General features: G+C 70.3%; 16 protein-coding genes. 11 read left to right on the top strand and 5 right to left on the bottom strand.

Going from position 1 to position 15,006, the window contains the following annotated elements:
- Positions 1-58: 58 nt before the first annotated feature.
- Together GNX95_RS16770 and GNX95_RS16775 are read left to right on the top strand one after the other, a co-directional pair.
- Positions 59-751, top strand: coding sequence for a response regulator transcription factor (locus tag GNX95_RS16770; RefSeq protein WP_187369688.1), 693 nt, complete (start codon positions 59-61; stop codon positions 749-751).
- A 55-nt stretch (positions 752-806) separates the two neighbouring features.
- Positions 807-2,045 (top strand): sensor histidine kinase, encoded by a 1,239-nt coding sequence (locus GNX95_RS16775; protein ID WP_163508353.1) that lies wholly within the window; start codon positions 807-809, stop codon positions 2,043-2,045.
- 190 nt (positions 2,046-2,235) lie between these two features.
- Here GNX95_RS16775 and menE read toward each other — a convergent pair whose 3' ends face one another.
- Positions 2,236-3,426 carry an o-succinylbenzoate--CoA ligase gene (gene menE, locus GNX95_RS16780; RefSeq protein ID WP_246281659.1) on the bottom strand — a complete coding sequence of 397 codons (1,191 nt, stop codon included), beginning with the start codon at positions 3,424-3,426 and terminating at the stop codon, positions 2,236-2,238.
- A gap of 110 nt (positions 3,427-3,536) precedes the next feature.
- Here menE and GNX95_RS16785 point away from each other — a divergent pair, with 110 nt between their 5' ends.
- Together GNX95_RS16785 and GNX95_RS16790 are read left to right on the top strand one after the other, a co-directional pair.
- Positions 3,537-3,908, top strand: a complete 372-nt coding sequence (locus tag GNX95_RS16785) for a type II toxin-antitoxin system Phd/YefM family antitoxin (protein ID WP_163508354.1) — start codon at positions 3,537-3,539, stop codon at positions 3,906-3,908.
- Entirely contained in the window at positions 3,905-4,315 is a 411-nt protein-coding gene (locus GNX95_RS16790; RefSeq protein ID WP_163508355.1) for a type II toxin-antitoxin system VapC family toxin, read from the top strand. The genes GNX95_RS16785 and GNX95_RS16790 overlap by 4 nt, the downstream gene beginning before the upstream one ends.
- Here the strand turns inward: GNX95_RS16790 and GNX95_RS16795 are convergent.
- Complete coding sequence (locus GNX95_RS16795; protein ID WP_163508356.1) at positions 4,312-5,226, bottom strand: 1,4-dihydroxy-2-naphthoyl-CoA synthase; 915 nt, start codon at positions 5,224-5,226, stop codon at positions 4,312-4,314. The two genes, GNX95_RS16790 and GNX95_RS16795, sit on opposite strands and share 4 nt — an antisense overlap.
- A gap of 37 nt (positions 5,227-5,263) precedes the next feature.
- Between GNX95_RS16795 and GNX95_RS16800 the strand changes: the two genes are divergently transcribed.
- The 4 genes from GNX95_RS16800 (at position 5,264) to GNX95_RS16815 (ending at position 10,436) form a co-directional block, all read left to right on the top strand.
- Positions 5,264-6,214: an o-succinylbenzoate synthase gene (locus GNX95_RS16800; RefSeq protein ID WP_281356930.1), complete on the top strand. Its 951-nt coding sequence runs from the start codon at positions 5,264-5,266 to the stop codon at positions 6,212-6,214.
- A complete protein-coding gene (menD, locus tag GNX95_RS16805) occupies positions 6,211-7,908 on the top strand; it encodes a 2-succinyl-5-enolpyruvyl-6-hydroxy-3-cyclohexene-1-carboxylic-acid synthase (protein ID WP_163508358.1) in 1,698 nt (565 codons plus the stop codon). Before GNX95_RS16800 ends, menD begins: the two co-directional genes overlap by 4 nt.
- Positions 7,909-8,087: 179 nt before the next feature.
- Positions 8,088-9,692, top strand: a complete 1,605-nt coding sequence (locus GNX95_RS16810; RefSeq protein WP_163508359.1) for an LPXTG cell wall anchor domain-containing protein — start codon at positions 8,088-8,090, stop codon at positions 9,690-9,692.
- A gap of 96 nt (positions 9,693-9,788) precedes the next feature.
- Complete coding sequence (locus GNX95_RS16815) at positions 9,789-10,436, top strand: hypothetical protein (protein ID WP_246281660.1); 648 nt, start codon at positions 9,789-9,791, stop codon at positions 10,434-10,436.
- On the opposite strand, the gene GNX95_RS16820 is transcribed toward GNX95_RS16815, so the two are convergent.
- Positions 10,391-11,632 carry an isochorismate synthase gene (locus GNX95_RS16820; protein ID WP_163508360.1) on the bottom strand — a complete coding sequence of 414 codons (1,242 nt, stop codon included), beginning with the start codon at positions 11,630-11,632 and terminating at the stop codon, positions 10,391-10,393. The two genes, GNX95_RS16815 and GNX95_RS16820, sit on opposite strands and share 46 nt — an antisense overlap.
- Before the next feature lie 78 nt (positions 11,633-11,710).
- Here GNX95_RS16820 and GNX95_RS16825 point away from each other — a divergent pair, with 78 nt between their 5' ends.
- From GNX95_RS16825 to GNX95_RS16835, 3 genes are all read left to right on the top strand, one after another.
- Positions 11,711-12,664 (top strand): COG1361 family protein, encoded by a 954-nt coding sequence (locus GNX95_RS16825; protein WP_163508361.1) that lies wholly within the window; start codon positions 11,711-11,713, stop codon positions 12,662-12,664.
- A gap of 90 nt (positions 12,665-12,754) precedes the next feature.
- Positions 12,755-13,447, top strand: coding sequence for a demethylmenaquinone methyltransferase (locus GNX95_RS16830; RefSeq protein WP_163508362.1), 693 nt, complete (start codon positions 12,755-12,757; stop codon positions 13,445-13,447).
- Positions 13,448-13,515: 68 nt separating this feature from the next.
- Complete coding sequence (locus GNX95_RS16835) at positions 13,516-13,734, top strand: hypothetical protein (protein ID WP_163508363.1); 219 nt, start codon at positions 13,516-13,518, stop codon at positions 13,732-13,734.
- A 3-nt stretch (positions 13,735-13,737) separates the two neighbouring features.
- Here GNX95_RS16835 and GNX95_RS16840 read toward each other — a convergent pair whose 3' ends face one another.
- Both GNX95_RS16840 and GNX95_RS16845 read right to left on the bottom strand, forming a co-directional pair.
- Positions 13,738-14,298, bottom strand: a complete 561-nt coding sequence (locus GNX95_RS16840) for a TetR/AcrR family transcriptional regulator (RefSeq protein ID WP_222853714.1) — start codon at positions 14,296-14,298, stop codon at positions 13,738-13,740.
- Between the two features lie 54 nt (positions 14,299-14,352).
- Positions 14,353-14,940: an NUDIX hydrolase gene (locus GNX95_RS16845; RefSeq protein ID WP_163508365.1), complete on the bottom strand. Its 588-nt coding sequence runs from the start codon at positions 14,938-14,940 to the stop codon at positions 14,353-14,355.
- Positions 14,941-15,006: the final 66 nt, after the last annotated feature.

A 15,006-nucleotide genomic window follows, 5' to 3' on the forward strand; every position in this document is an offset into this window, starting at 1 on the left:
GATGTGCGGAGTCGGTACGAAAGTGGATACGGCATGACATAGTCGCTGCGTGGTCGAGATGTCCCGGCAACCGGACGCCACCGGCTGTCCTGACCAGCCAGGTCGGGTGCTGGTGGTCGACGACGATGCCGATTTGCGGGTGATGCTGGCCGAGTTGTTGGCCGGAGCGGGTTATCGGGTCGACCAGGCCGCGGACGGCCAGAGCGGCCTGCATTTGGCGCTGACGCGCGCATACCAGGTGATGGTGCTCGACCGTGGACTGCCGGCGCTGGACGGACTCGACCTGCTCGCGAGGCTGCGCAGGCAGGGTTTCGACGTGCCCGTGCTGATCCTGACCGCCCGCGGCTCGGTGGCCGACCGGGTCGCCGGCCTGGACGCCGGTGCCGAGGACTATCTGGTCAAGCCGTTCGACATCGACGAGTTTTTGGCTCGCGTACGCGCGTTGTGGCGCCGGCATCTGCGCGGCGCGACCGAGTTGCCGATCGGCCGTGGCCTGCTCGATGTCGCGCAGCGGGTGGTGCGTACGCGCACCGGCGACGTGGCGCTGTCCGGTCGCGAGTTCGACCTGCTGCACCTGTTGGCGCGCCATCCCAATGTCGTCTATCAGCGCGCCGATCTGCGCGAGCAGGTTTTCGCCGACACGGCGTCGGAGTCGATCGTGGACACCTACGTCTACTACCTGCGGCGAAAACTCGGCCGGAAGGTGGTGCGTACGGTCCGCGGCACCGGTTATCGCCTCGGTGAGCTTTGAACGCGGAATTCCGTTGCGCCGTGTTTGTTGTCGTAGGCCGATGGTGGAGGGACAGATGAACCGCGGTGACCAACGCGTGCTGCGCCGCGCGAGATGGGTGTTGACGGCTCAGCTGGCCGGTGCGGTCACGATCGTGGTGCTGTTGATGGGGGCGCTGTCCTTCGGCATGATGCTGGCCGGCCAGCATTCCGACGCGGAGCGCGACCTGCGCGCGTACGTGGTGCGCGGTGACATCGAACATCCGCCGCCGTGCGTGTGGCTGTTTTCCGAGCAGGGCGTTGTGGCGCGGCGTACGCCGAGCGCGCCGGTCGCGCTGCCGGTGCGCTCGGCGATGGACGAGGTCGCGCGTACCGGTGTGCTGCAGGTCCGTGAGACCACGGTCGGCGGGATCGACTATCTGATCCGCACCGAGCGGCGCGGCACCACGGTCGTGCAGGCCGTTCTCGACCTGCGTTATCAGGTGCAGGAGCGGCAGCGGCTGACGACCGCTCTCGGCATCGCCGAGCTGGTCGGCCTGTTCGGCGCGGCCCTGGCCGGCCTGGTGCTGGCGCGGCGCGCGATGGCGCCGCTGGAGGAGGCGCTGGACCGGCAGAGCCGGTTCGTCGCCGACGCGAGCCACGAGCTGCGTACGCCGCTGACGCGGTTGCGCGTACGCGCGCAGTTGCTGGCGCGAAAGCTCTCGAGCGATGCCGAGGCGCGAAAACTCGTCGCCGACACCGACGACATGGCCTCGGTGATCGACGACCTGTTGCTGTCGACGCAGGTCGGCGGCTCTGCCGGCGGATTTCCGGTCGACCTGGAGCTGGTCGCGTCGTCGGTGTTGTCCGCCGAGGCCGAGCGCGCGCAGTGTTCCGGTGTCTCGCTGGAACTGGTCGCCGATCCGTCGGCTCGCTATGTCGTACGCGGCATCCAGCCGGCGCTGCTGCGTGTCGTGTCCGCGCTGGTGGACAACGCTTTGGGCCACACGACCGCCGGCGGCCGGATCGTCGTGGCGCTGGAGCGGACGGACCGGCACGTGCGACTGTCCGTACGCGACACCGGCATCGGCCTCGATCCGCGCGACGCGAGCCGCATCTTCCGCCGATTCGCGCGCGGGCCGCACCGCGCCCGCAACTTCGGCCTCGGCTTGGCGCTGGTGCGTGAGGTCGTACAAGGCCACGGCGGCTCCGTCACCGCCACCGGCGAGCCCGGCCACGGTGCGGTCTTCACGGTGTCGCTGCCCGCGCCGTCGCGGACCGACGGCCCGGCGCCGCTGCCATCACCACGCCGCGGCCTGCGCGCCGTACGTCCCTGAGCGCTTGCCCGGTTCTGCTGAGCCTGCGATGCGGGATTTCCCGCACTCGACGCACAAGAAGCCCGCGCACACCAAGATCAACTTTGAACTTAGCTGAGTTTCCACGCGGACCCGCCCCCCACCCGATCTGGGTGGGGGCTCAGATTGACAGGGGGGTACGACAGTTTCGCGCTGTAGCGGGTAACGCGGGTCAGGAGTCGACGGTTTGGCCGAGCTCGGTGGCGATCGAGGTGATGGCCTGGCGGTCGATCTTGCCGAGTGGCAGGCGTGGCAGTTCTGGTACGACGGCGATGGCGCGTGGTGCGGCGTGCGGGCCGAGCAGGCTGCTGACGTGTGCGCGTACGACGGCGAGGGTCGGGGCCGGTTCGTCGGCGTGCGGGGTGATGACGGCGATCACGACCTGGCCCCACTCGGGGTGGCCGACACCGGTGACCGCTGACTCCGACACGCCCGGACACGAGGCGAGCGCGGCTTCGACGGCGGCCGGTGCGACGTTGACGCCGCCGGTGATGATCACGTCGTCGGCGCGACCGATGACCTCCAGGCCGCCGGTCGCCGACCACTGTCCGACGTCGGAGGTGCGGAACCGGCCGCCGGCCAGCACCTCGGCGGTCAGGTCGGGCCGCAGCCGATAGCCGCTGAACAGCACCGGACCGCCGATGCTGATCCGGCCGGAGGGCGCCAGGTCGATGTCCACGTCGGCGAGTGGCTGTCCGTCGTAGACGCAGCCGCCGCAGGTCTCGGTCATGCCGTACGTGGTGACGATCGGGATCCCCGCGTCGGTGGCCTGCTCGCGCAGCGCGATCGGAGCCGGAGCGCCGCCGAGCAGCACCGCGTCGACGCTGGCCAGCGTGGTGACGGCGAGGCCGCCGGCGTCGAGTACGCGGCGCAGCTGTGTCGGGACCAGGGACACGTATCGCCGGCCGCCGTTCATCGCGTCCAGCGCGGCGGCCAGGTCCAGTGGCCGGAAGCCGGCGCGCAGGTCCATCAGCGCCGGATCGGTGCCGGCGAGCGTGGCGCGTACGAGCACCTGCAGGCCGGCGATGTGCGTCGCCGGCAGTGCCAGCAGCCATTTCCCCGGACCGCCGAGAAAGGCGTGTGTCGCGTTGGCGGACGCGCGCAGCGCGCGAGCCGACAACAGGGCCGCCTTGGGCTCGCCGGTCGATCCGGAGGTCGGTACGACCAGCGCGATCTCCTCGTCGGAGTGTTCCAGCCGTTGGTCCGGCCGGATCGCCGACAGCGCGCGGTCCTGCTCGACCCGGTCGGACGGCAGTGCCGCGAGCGCCGGGCCGCCGGCCAGCGCGGCGGCCAACGCTGGCAGCAGCGAACGCCGTATCTCGTCCGGACCCGCCGCCGTCAACGTGATCAGCCGCCTCTGCACCCCCTCAGGCTAACCGCAAGCAGCCTTCCCGCGGATGCGGTGAGTCAGGTCCACCCGGCCGGGCCACCCCTTCTCTTGCAGATGTCACTTCAATGTGACACCATCAGGTCATGGCGAGGGATCATGGAGATGACACGCAGCCACGTGTCGACATCGTCTATCCAGCGTTTTCGATCGGCATCCGAGATCTCCGGCACGACACCGCCGGCCTGCTGAAACGGGTCGAGGAAGGTGAGGAAATCGTGATCACCAACCGTGGCAGAGCGGTCGCCGTGCTGCGGCCGCTGACCGCCGAGGAACGTCGCCAGGAGGAGCTCGTGGAGAAAGGCATCGTGACCATGCCGGAGAGCGGCGGCAGCGGCACGGGAGCGGAAATCCTGGCCGTGATGGAGAAATATCCGCCGGTCGGCCGAGAGCGCGGGCAGCACGAGATCGACGACGCTCTCGACTACGTGCGCGCTGACCGGGATCCGGCCGGATGATCTATTTCGACACGTCCGCGATCGTGCGGCTGGTGATTCCGCACGACTGGACGCGGTCCCTGCGGTCCTACCTCGGCCGGCTGGCGAACCTGCGATGGGTGACGAGCGTGATCGCGGTGGTCGAGACCAATCGCGCGCTGATGCGTGAAGGTGCGACCGAGCGCGAGTTGGCGATCGGTGGTCGCTATCTGGCCGAGTTCCGCAAGGTCGGCGTCACCGACGAGGTCGTCCAGTCAGCGATCGCGATTCCGAGCCGCACGCTGAAATCGCTCGACGCGATCCACGTGGCGAGCGCGCTCGAGGTCGGCGCGGAGGTCCTCGTCACGTACGACAAAACCATGATCAAGGCGGCCCGCGACGCCGGCCTGCGCACCGCCTCGCCCGGCCTCGACGAGAGCCGATCCTAGAAATACCAGGGAAATTTCGACCAGTCGGGCGTGCGCTTCTCCAGGAAGGCGTCCCGGCCCTCGACGGCTTCCTCGGTCATGTACGCCAACCGGGTCGCCTCGCCGGCGAACACCTGCTGACCCATCAGGCCGTCGTCGACCAGATTGAAGGCGTATTTCGCCATTCGCTGCGCGGTCGGCGACTTGCTGTTGATCTCCGCCGACCATTCCAGCGCGACCTTCTCCAGGTCGGCATGCGGCACGACCGCGTTGGCTGTCCCCATCCGATACGCGTCCTGCGCGGAATATTCGCGCCCCAGAAAGAAAATCTCCCGGGCGACCTTCTGACCGACCTGCCGCGCCAGATAGGCCGAGCCGTAACCGCCGTCGAAAGAACCGACCGCGGTGTCGGTCTGCTTGAAACGCGCGTGCTCGGCGCTGGCGATGGTCAGGTCGCAGACCACGTGCAGGCTGTGTCCACCGCCGGCGGCCCAGCCGTTCACCAGGGCGATCACCACCTTCGGCATCATCCGGATCAGCCGCTGGCATTCCAGGATGTGCAACCGGCCGGCGCGCGCCGGGTCGACCGTCTCGCCGCTGACATAGCGATAGCCGTCGCGGCCTCGAATCCGCTGGTCACCGCCGGAGCAGAAGGCCCAGCCGCCGTCCTTGCGCGACGGCCCGTTGCCGGTCAGCAGCACGCAGCCGACGTCGGAGGTCATCCGCGCGTGGTCCAGCGCACGATAAAGCTCGTCGACCGTCTCTGGCCGGAAGGCGTTGCGCACCTCTGGCCGGTCAAACGCGATGCGTACGGTCGGACCGTCCTGACCGTCGATCACCTGGCGGTGGTAGGTGATGTCGGAAAAGTCGAATCCCCGCACCTCGCGCCACGCGTTTGTATCGAAGATCTCAGACACTGATGAGGCAGCCACCCCAGCGAGCCTAAAGGTGGGTACGTACGCTGAGGTTGTGGGGTTCGGACGGACAACGTACGCGATCGGAATGCGTCAGCGGTTCCGGCGTATCACCGTCCGCGAGGGAATGTTGTTCCAAGGCCCGGCCGGTTGGGCCGAATTTTCCCCGTTTCTGGACTATGACGCGGCCGAATGCGTGCCGTGGCTCGCGGCCGCCAGGGAGGCCGCCGAGACCGGTTGGCCGGAGCCGGTGCGCGCGCGCGTCCCGGTCAACGTGACCGTGCCGGCGGTCGGACCGGAGGCGGCCGCGGCGATCGTCCGCGGCTCCGGGGGCTGCCGCACCGCCAAGGTCAAGGTCGCCGAGCCCGGCCAGCGGCTGGCCGACGACATCGCGCGGGTCGAGGCCGTACGGGACGCCATCGGGTCCGACGGCCGGATCCGGGTGGACGCCAACGGCGGCTGGTCGGTCGACCGCGCGTACCAGGCGCTCGCCGAGCTCAAGCGATTCGACCTGGAATACGCCGAGCAGCCGTGCCCGAGCGTCGAGGACCTCGCCGCGCTGAGACGGCGTACGGACGTGCCGGTCGCCGCCGACGAGTCGATCCGCCGCGCCGACGACCCCTACCGCGTGGTCGCGCTGGACGCCGCCGACATCGCGGTGCTCAAGGTGCAGCCGCTCGGCGGCGTGGCCGCCTGCCTGCGGATCGCCGAGCGGATCGGCCTGCCGGTCGTCGTGTCCTCGGCGTTGGAGACCTCGGTCGGCATCGCCGCCGGCGTCGCGTTGGCCGCCGCGCTGCCGGAGCTGCCGTACGCGTGCGGCCTCGCGACCGTGCACCTGCTGACCGCCGACGTGGTCACCGACCCGCTGCTTCCGGTCGACGGCCAGATCGACGTACGCCAGCCGGTGCCGGATCCGGCGCTGCTGGCCGCCGCGGCCGCGGACCCATCCACCAGCCGACGTTGGAGCGAACGCCTGGCGACCGTAGAAAACGTTGGTGCCCGATGAACCCCTCGACCGCGATGGCGACCGTGCTGGTCGACGAGCTGGTGCTCGCCGGCGTGACCGACGCGGTGCTCTCGCCCGGCTCGCGCAACGCTCCGCTGTCCTTCGCGTTCGCCCGCGCGGCGGCGGCCGGCCGATTGCGGCTGCACGTACGCATCGACGAGCGATCGGCCGGCTTCCTGGCCCTCGGCCTGGCCAAGCGGTCCGGCCGGCCGGTGCCGGTGTCCTGCACGTCCGGCACGGCGGCGGCCAACCTGCATCCGGCCGTGCTGGAGGCCAACCACGCCGGCGTACCGCTGATGGTGCTGACCGCCGACCGGCCGCCGGAGCTGCGCGACACCGGCGCGTCGCAGACCATCGACCAGATCCACCTGTACGGCACGGCCGTCCGCTATTTCCACGAGTTCGGCGTCGCCGAGCGGCGCGCCAACCAGAACGGCTATTGGCGCGAGCAGATCTGCCGCGCGATCCACATGGCGACCGCGGCGACCACCTCGCCCGGCCCCGTACACCTCAACCTGCCGCTGCGCGACCCGCTGGTGCCGGACGCGGACGGCAACGACGACTGGCCGGAGCCGCTGGCCGGCCGCGCCGACGGCCAGCCGTGGGCCCGGCCGCCGCGGCTGTCGCACCGCGAGGTCGGCGACCCGGTCGTGCTGCCTGGCCGCACACTCGTGGTCGCCGGCGAGGCACCGGACCGGTACGGCCAGGCCGCCGCGCGGTTCGCCGCCGGCTATGGCCTGCCGCTGATCAGCGAGCCGAGCGGCGGCGCGTGGGGTTCGTCGCTGGCCGCCGGCGCCTGGCTGCTCGGCGACCGCGGCTTCCTTGACCGGGTCGCGCCGGAGCACGTGCTGGTCATCGGCCGGCCGACGCTCGGCCGGTCGCTGTCCCGGCTGGTGCAGCGCGAGGAGGTCGGCGTCACCGCGGTCGAGCCGGACCCGCGCTGGCCGGACCCGTTCCACACCGCGTCGCGGATCGTCCTGGACCTGGTCGAGGTCGAGGTGGACGACCCCGACCCGGAATGGCTGCCGGCCTGGACGCTGGCCGACAAGGCGGCCGCCGACGTGGTCGCCGAGCGGCTGCGCGGCAGCTGGCCGTCCGGAGGACTCGCGGCGGCGGCATTGGTGTCGGCGATGCCGAGTGACTCACTGTTGTGCTGTGGCTCGTCCAACCCGGTGCGCGACGTCGACTACTTCGCCGCACGGCGTACGGACATCGACGTCCTCACCAACCGCGGCGTGGCCGGCATCGACGGCAACGTGTCGACCGCGATCGGCGCCGCGCTCGCCTCCGACCGGCCGAGCTTCGCGCTGGTCGGCGACCTGACCTTCCTGCACGACCACAACGGCCTGGTGATCGGCCCCGGTGAGCCGCGTCCGGACCTGACGATCGTGGTGTTCAACGACAACGGCGGCGCGATCTTCTCGCTGCTGGAGCAGGGCGAGCCGGCGTACGCGGACGTGTTCGAGCGGGTCTTCGGCACGCCGCACGACACCGACCTGAGCCGCCTGTGCGCGGCCAACGACATCCCGCACCAACTGGCCGGCTCGGCGCAGGAGCTGGCCGACGCCGTACGCGCGCCGGCCACCGGGATCCGGGTGCTTGAGGTGGCGGCCGACCGCGTTGGTTTGCGCGAACTTCACAATGACATCCGCACCGCCGTCGCCGATGCCCTTTCCGGCCATCCGGCCGGCTAGCGTTTTCGGCCGCTTTGCGGCATTACGTCCCTCGCCTTTTCGGGCAGGAAACGGAAAAGTCAGCCGCGCGTTGCAACCTTAGAGATAGCTTAAGGGCTCCTATGTGCAGTGGGCCGGAACACCGGCTCGCCTCACCTGGACCTCAATGACGAGTCTCTGACAGAACACGGGGGAGTGCGGTGCGCGCACCTACTTCGTTTCTCCGGCCGTTGGCCGCAGCCGGCCTGGTCGCCGGCCTGACGTTGATGCCGCTGACGCCGGTCGCGGCGGCCGACACGCTGCCGGCGCCGGCCGACCCGTCGGCAACGCCGTCACCGCCCGCCTCCAAGGCCCCGCCGAAGACGCTGCCGAAGGCCGCCGCCACGCCGGCCGACCTGAGCGTCGCGGTGACCGGCCTGAAGGTCGCGCAGGGCAGCAACGGCAAGCCGTTCATCGTGACGGTGAAGAACAACAGCAACAAGCCGTCCGTCGCCAAGTCGGTTGTCGTCGACGTACAGGCGACCGCGCTGGACAACCCTTCGCAGTTGAACGGCCCCGACCCGGCCAGCAAGACGTGCGTCGCCGACGAGGTCAAGACCGGTCACTTCACCTGCACGATCGGCGATCTCGGCCCGCAGCAGAAGCGCAACCTGCAGTTCATCTACGCGCCGAAAGGCGGCGCGCTGCCACACACCGCCGGCACGATCACCGCGTCGGCGAAGTCCGGCACGCCTGACCCGAACCAGAAGAACAACGAGGCGACCGGCCAGGTCGACATCGTCCCGGGCGGCATCGACCTCGGCACGGTCATCCCGGACACCAACGTGACCGACGTCGGCGGCACCGCGACGACCGTCGCGGAGATCCGAAACACTGGCACGGCGGACGCGAAGAACGTGACTTTCTCCGTACGCGCACCGGCCAAGAGCACGATCAAGGCGGTCAACCTGAAGGGGACCGACGGCCAGTTCAGCGTGCCGTGCAAGAAGACCAGCAGCATCGGCGCGACCTGCACGGTCGGCGACCTGCAGGCCAACTTCCTGGCAACCGCGCAGGTCCAGCTGACCGTGTCCGGCAGCGTCAACCCCGGCGACGTGCTGACCGGCGGCCAGGGTGGCGTCAAGGGTGAGCTGAAAGCCGCGGAGGCGCAGACGTTCGCCAAGAAGCAGGATGACACGCCGGCCAAGAGCCGCGTCCTGACGAAGCGGATCAGCTCGAGCGCGGCGGCCGCGACCAGCGACGACCCGTCCGACAACGGCGACACGTACTCGATCCCGATCAGCGCCAAGGCCAAGGCCGACCTGGAGGTCAAGCTGACCAAGGTGACCGGCGCGCCGAAGTCCGACGTGGTGGTCAAGGGTACGGTCTCCAATCACGGTCCGAGCGCGGCCAGCGGCCTGTACGTCGACGTGACGATCCCGAGCGACACCGGCTACGCGGCGATCCCGTCGTCCTGCAAGCACCGCGGCGACAACCCGCGCACGCTGCGCTGCGCCTTCAACGGCGGCACGCTCGCCGCGTACAAGAGCTTCGGCTTCCAGGTGAAGGTGCAGCTGCACGACACCAAGCCCGGCCAGGACGGCAGCGCGGTCGTGAACGCCAATGTCGCCGACCCGGTGGACAAGAACAACAGCGTCGCCATGGTCATCGGCCAGACGACCGCCAGCAACGCGAGCAACACCAACAACGGCGGCACGCTGCCGAAGACGGGTGAGCGTACCGGCCTGATCGCCTTCGGCGGTGCGGCGCTGCTGCTGCTCGGCGGCGCGCTCACGCTGACCGCGCGGCGCCGCCGTACGGCCTGATCCGAGGCGTCCTGACTGCCGCTCCGCCACCTCGGCGGAGCGGCGGTTTGGTTTTACGGCCGCCGGACTGTCACAGGCGCGTGCGAGGCTGACGAGATGGCGACCGTACGGGCCGGACCGATGCGCAACAGGGTCACACCGATGGGTGACATCGTGGCGATCGAGCTGCGCGGCAGCTGGCTGGGCAACCGCGGCATCCTGCATGAGGACACCGACATCGTCCGGTTTCACCGCAGCAACCTGTGGATCACTTGCGCGTTGAGCTTCCGCGACTGGCGGTTGCCCCAGTGGCAGCCGGGCCGCTTCACCGTGCTCTTCTTCCACGATGAGGCGGTCGCCTTCGCCGCCGGCCACCGGCCGTGTGCGCTCTGCCGCCGCGAGGCGTACAACGCCTATCGGGCCACCTGGCGAGGTCGCCCGCTGGCCAAGGAGATGGACCGCCAGCTGCACGGCGAGCGGCTCTATCGCGGCACGCATCGGCGCCGGCTGCATCCGGCGCGCTGGCCTGACCTGCCGACCGGGGCGTTCGTCCGGCTCGATGGCAGGCCGGTGCTGGTACGCGACGACGCCGTGGTGCCGTGGGGCTTCGACGGCTATGGCGATCCGCTGCCGCGGCCGCCAAGCGGGACGGTCGAGCTGATCACACCGCCGTCGACGGTCAACGCGATCCGTGCCGGCTATCGGCCGCAGATCGACGATCAGGCGTTTTCCAGCGCGTCGCGCAGCGCGGCGAGCTTGGCGTAGGTCTCCTCCAGCTCGTTCTCCGGCACCGAGTCGGCGACGATGCCGCCACCGGCATAAAGCCGTGCCGTCGAGCCGGTGACGCGCGCGCAGCGCAGTGCGATCCCCAGCTCGCCGTTGCCGGCGGCGTCCATCCAGCCGATCGGGCCGGCATAGCGGTCGCGGTCGAGGCCTCCGCGCGCACGGATGTAGTCGCCGGCCGCCTCAGTCGGCGTGCCGCACACCGCGGCGGTCGGATGCAGAGCGCCGGCGAGCTCGACCACCGACACCGGTCGCGACAGCCGGCCGGTGATGTCGGTGGCCAGGTGGACGACGTTGGCCAGCCGGAGCGCGGACGGCCGCTCCGGCACGTCGAGGTCGGCACAGTACGGCTCCAAAGCGCGCGCCGCGGAGGCCGCCGCGTACTCGTGCTCCTCGGTGTTTTTCTCGGAACCACGAAGAAAATCGGCCACCGCGTCGTCCGGATTCTCGGTGCCGGCGCGCTCGGCGCCACCGCGCCAGCCGGTGCCGGCGAGGACCCGCGAGAAGATCTGGTCGTCCTGCCGGCGGACCAGCATCTCCGGGGTCGCGCCGATCATGCCGTCGACCGCGTACGTCCAGCACTGCGGATAGCGGTCGGCGAGCCGTGCCAGCAGCGGACGCACGTCCAGCGGCGCCTCCGCGGTCGCGACCACGTCGCGGGCGAGCACGACCTTCTGGAACGCGCCACCGCGGATCGCCGCCACCGCGTCGGCGACCGCCGCCTTGTAGCCGTCGCCGCTGACCTGGCCGTCCGACCAGCCCAGTGGCCCCGGCGACCGCATCGGAGCCTGGCTCGGCCGCGGCGCCGGACCTCCGATCGTCGTGACGAAGCCGCGGCCATCGCGTACGCCGAACACCACACGCGGCACCACGACCACAGAAGTTTCGGCGTCTTCGAAGGAAAAACTCGCGAAGGCGACCGGGCCGCCGCCAGGCACGCCGAGCTGGTCGTCGACCTCGAACGACGCGGCCACCCGCTCCCACCACTGTGCGGCGCGGACGAAGCGGTCCCGGCCGGTCACCTCGAACCGCGTCACCTCACCCCAGCCGATCAGGCCGTCGCCGCCGCGTATCCAGCAGAGGATGTCCTCGGCACGCGCGTCCGGCAGATTGGCCAGCGCGAGCGTGCCGGTGGCGGGTTCGGTGCGGGCGGTGGTCGGCAGCGAGACCGAGGTCATGACCCTGAGATTACGGGCCGATACGCGCGCGTACCCTGTGACGATGACCGCACAGGGTGGGTTTTGACGGAGGATCGCATGATTCGTTGGCGTATTCCGGTTTTGCTGGCCTCTCTGTGCGTCCTGGCCGCGGCGGCGCCGGTGCAGGCGATGGTGCGCCAGCCGGTCGACGAGCGGCTGTCGGCAGACCTGTCGGTCGTGGTGCACGGCACGAGCGTGCCGGTCGGCAGCAAAGGCAAGCCGTTCATCGTCGTCGCCACCAACCAGTCGCGGTCGGCCACCGCGCACACGGTGACCGTCACCGTGTCGGCCAGCGCCAGCAGGCCGGGAGAGCTGCTCGGTCCGACGCCGTACGACAAGGCCTGCCGGTCCGTCTCGGCCGGCCGGTTCGCCTGCGCGGCCGGTGACCTGCTGCCCGGCACCAGCGCGAGGTTCAGCTTCTCGTACGCGGCGGCCAGCGGTGTGCGGCCGCATGCCGGCGCCGGCACGGTGACCGCGTCGGTCGCCGCGCTCACGCCTGACCCGAGTGAGTCCAACAACACCGACCAGGCACGGATCGACATCGTGTCGGCCGGCTCCGACCTGTCCGTGCGGATCCCGGACGTGCCGCCGGCCGCGCCGGGAAAGTCCGGCCGGACATACGCGACGATCGGAAACTACGGCTCGACCGACGCCGGCGGCGTACGCTTCACCGTCAGCGCGCCAAACGGCTCGGCCCTGGCCGGCGTGGCGCTGCGCGCGAACAACGGCGGCTACAGCATCAGCTGTCCGGTCAACGCGGCCGGCACGACCGCGACCTGCACGGTCGGCACGCTCCGCGCCGGCAACTACGCGACCGCGCAGGTCACCGTCGCCGTGCCGGCCGGAGCCGAGCACTCGACCACTTTGACCGGCGGCTCCGGGACGGTCGACCAGGCCACCACCACGCCGTACGCGTCGCGCTCGGCCACCGTCTGGCAGCGTCCGCTGGCCACCGTCGCGACCGACGACCCCAGCGACGACACCGACACGTACGCCTGTCCCGTCTCCTGACGACCGGCCGCATGGCCACCATGCTTGCGTCCAGCGCACGCATGGGGGCCATGCGAACTTCGGCGTGGACGTACGCATAGGCTCGTCCGCATGACACGCGCGACCTTGGACAAGCAGCCGCACGAGGTGGCGGCGATGTTCGACGGTGTGGCGCAGCATTACGACCGCACCAACACTGTCCTCGCCTTCGCCATGGACAGGGCCTGGCGCCGCGCCACTCGCCGCGCGCTCGCCCTGACCAGCGCCGACCGCTGCCTGGACGTGGCCGCCGGCACCGCGGTGTCGACCGAGGAGCTGGCGCTGTCCGGCGCGGACGTGGTGGCCTGCGACTTCTCGCTCGGCATGCTGCGCGCCGGCCGGAGCCGCGGCCTGCCGATGATCGCCGGCGACGCGCTGCACCTGCCCTTCGTCGACGGCGCCTTCGACGCGGTGACCATCTCCTTCGGACTGCGCAACGTGGTCGACGTGCCGGCGGCGCTGCGCGAGTTCGCCCGGGTGACCAGGCCGGGCGGCCGGCTGGTGGTCTGTGAGTTCAGCCACCCGACCTGGGCGCCGTTCCGGACCGTCTACAGCGAATACCTGATGCGGGCGATCCCGCCGGTCGCGCGCGCGGTCAGCAGCAACCCGGACGCGTACGTCTATCTGGCCGAGTCGATCCCCGCCTGGCCCAACCAGGAGGCGCTGGCCGGCCGGATCGCCGCGGCCGGCTGGTCGCAGGTGGCCTGGCGGTCGCTGACCGGTGGCATCGTCGCGTTGCACCGCGCGGTGAAGCCCGCCGAGTAGCGATGGCCGGTCAGGTCCGGTAGGCAGGAGGGGAGACACCCGAAGCCTGCCGGAGGGAGTCCTGCCCGATGACCGCGCCACCCGTGGAGCCGACGCCTGTGTCACCGGCGCCGATGCCGTCGGAGCCGCTGCCGCTGCCGGACGAGCCGCTGCCACCAGCGCCGGTCTCACCCGCCGTACCGGTCACTCCGGAGCCGCTGCGGCCGATCCCCGATCAGCCTGGGGAGCCGGAGCACGACCCGGACGGTCCGCTCAACCCCGACCCACCGAAGCCGCCGACCCGCTGACGCTCATGAGATCGCGCAGATGTCGGTGATCCGCGCGCGCAACTCGTCGAAGGAGCGCGGCGTGACCGCGGAGCGTACGACTTCTCCGAGCAGAAACGAGAAAAGCTCGTCGGCACGCCGCGCCGGATCGTCCACGCCGATGTCGGTCAACAGCTCGGCGAAGATGCCGGCGACCGAGTCGTGCATCGTCTCGATCGCGGTGAGCCGGTTTTTGGTGGTGGCCGAGATCCAGTACGCGAACCACAGCCGCAAAACGCCTGGCTGCTGGCGAAAAGTCTCGACGTAGTCGCGTACGGCGGCCCAGAACCGGTCCGCCGCAGCGTCCTGCCGCGCAGCCGCCGCGCGCAGGTTGGCGACGAACGCGTCGATGTGTCCGGCCATCGCCTGGTCGATCAGGTCGTCCATGTCGGCGAAGTAGTAGTGGATCGCGCTCTTGGTCAGTGGACTGGCATCGGCGACCGCGCGCGCGGTGCAGCCGGCCAGGCCGTCGCGCGCCAGCACCAGCCGCGCGGCGTCGACGATTTGCTGCCGCTTGGCGAGCTGGTTAGGCGTGAGGTCCGGCACGGCATCCAAGGGTAGGACAGTTGACTGCGACAGGGACGCAAGCTGAGGTGAGGATCAGTCACCGGCCGCGTCCTGCACCGCGGTCAGAAGATCGCCGGCGAGGAAGAGGTGGGTGAGGTGGAAGCTTTGGGTGAGGTAGCCGAGGCTCACGACGGTCTCGACCGGCTCCAGGCGTACGTCGATCTCGACGGCATCTAGCGGATCGCGTCGTCCACCCTCTTCCGTAGTGCCGGCGTAGATGTAGTGCACGCGATTGGTGTGGTTTCCCCAGGTGGCCCAAGCGCTCCCGAGCTCGATGACGTCTTGGGCTCGATAGCCGGTCTCTTCCTCGAGTTCACGCACCGCCGCATCGGCCGGGCTCTCTCCGTTTTCGACAGCACCTCCGGGCAGGCCGGGAGCAACAACACCCGCGCCATGGTGATACTCGTCGACGACGATCACCTGGCCTTTATGAAGCGCCAGGATTGATACCCACGGCGCGGCTTCGACGATGTAGTACGGCGCGGCGGCACTTCCGTCCGTGCGTACGCAATCGTCGGCCCGCAGGTGGAGCCACCTGTCGTGGACCACGTGCCGGCTGCGTTCGACTTTCCAGGCTTGCGGTCGCATTCCCTGCCCTCTCACCGCGCTTACGACGTGCATGACTACACGGTGGTGGACCGGCTGTTTTCGTCAGTGGTTGGTGCGATGGGGTGGATCGGTTTAGCA

This window comes from Fodinicola acaciae, from assembly GCF_010993745.1.
Classification (GTDB): domain Bacteria; phylum Actinomycetota; class Actinomycetes; order Mycobacteriales; family HKI-0501; genus Fodinicola; species Fodinicola acaciae.

Bases quoted from the DNA above. Each gene is read 5' to 3' on its own strand.
- GNX95_RS16770 (WP_187369688.1), top strand. From the start codon at position 59: ATGTCCCGGCAACCGGACGCCACCGGCTGTCCTGACCAGCCAGGTCGG.
- GNX95_RS16775 (WP_163508353.1), top strand. From the start codon at position 807: ATGAACCGCGGTGACCAACGCGTGCTGCGCCGCGCGAGATGGGTGTTG.
- GNX95_RS16825 (WP_163508361.1), top strand. From the start codon at position 11,711: ATGATTCGTTGGCGTATTCCGGTTTTGCTGGCCTCTCTGTGCGTCCTG.
- menD (WP_163508358.1), top strand. From the start codon at position 6,211: ATGAACCCCTCGACCGCGATGGCGACCGTGCTGGTCGACGAGCTGGTG.
- GNX95_RS16790 (WP_163508355.1), top strand. From the start codon at position 3,905: ATGATCTATTTCGACACGTCCGCGATCGTGCGGCTGGTGATTCCGCAC.
- GNX95_RS16815 (WP_246281660.1), top strand. From the start codon at position 9,789: ATGGCGACCGTACGGGCCGGACCGATGCGCAACAGGGTCACACCGATG.
- GNX95_RS16785 (WP_163508354.1), top strand. From the start codon at position 3,537: ATGGCGAGGGATCATGGAGATGACACGCAGCCACGTGTCGACATCGTC.
- GNX95_RS16820 (WP_163508360.1), bottom strand. From the start codon at position 11,632: ATGACCTCGGTCTCGCTGCCGACCACCGCCCGCACCGAACCCGCCACC.
- GNX95_RS16835 (WP_163508363.1), top strand. From the start codon at position 13,516: ATGACCGCGCCACCCGTGGAGCCGACGCCTGTGTCACCGGCGCCGATG.
- GNX95_RS16845 (WP_163508365.1), bottom strand. From the start codon at position 14,940: ATGCACGTCGTAAGCGCGGTGAGAGGGCAGGGAATGCGACCGCAAGCC.
- GNX95_RS16830 (WP_163508362.1), top strand. From the start codon at position 12,755: ATGACACGCGCGACCTTGGACAAGCAGCCGCACGAGGTGGCGGCGATG.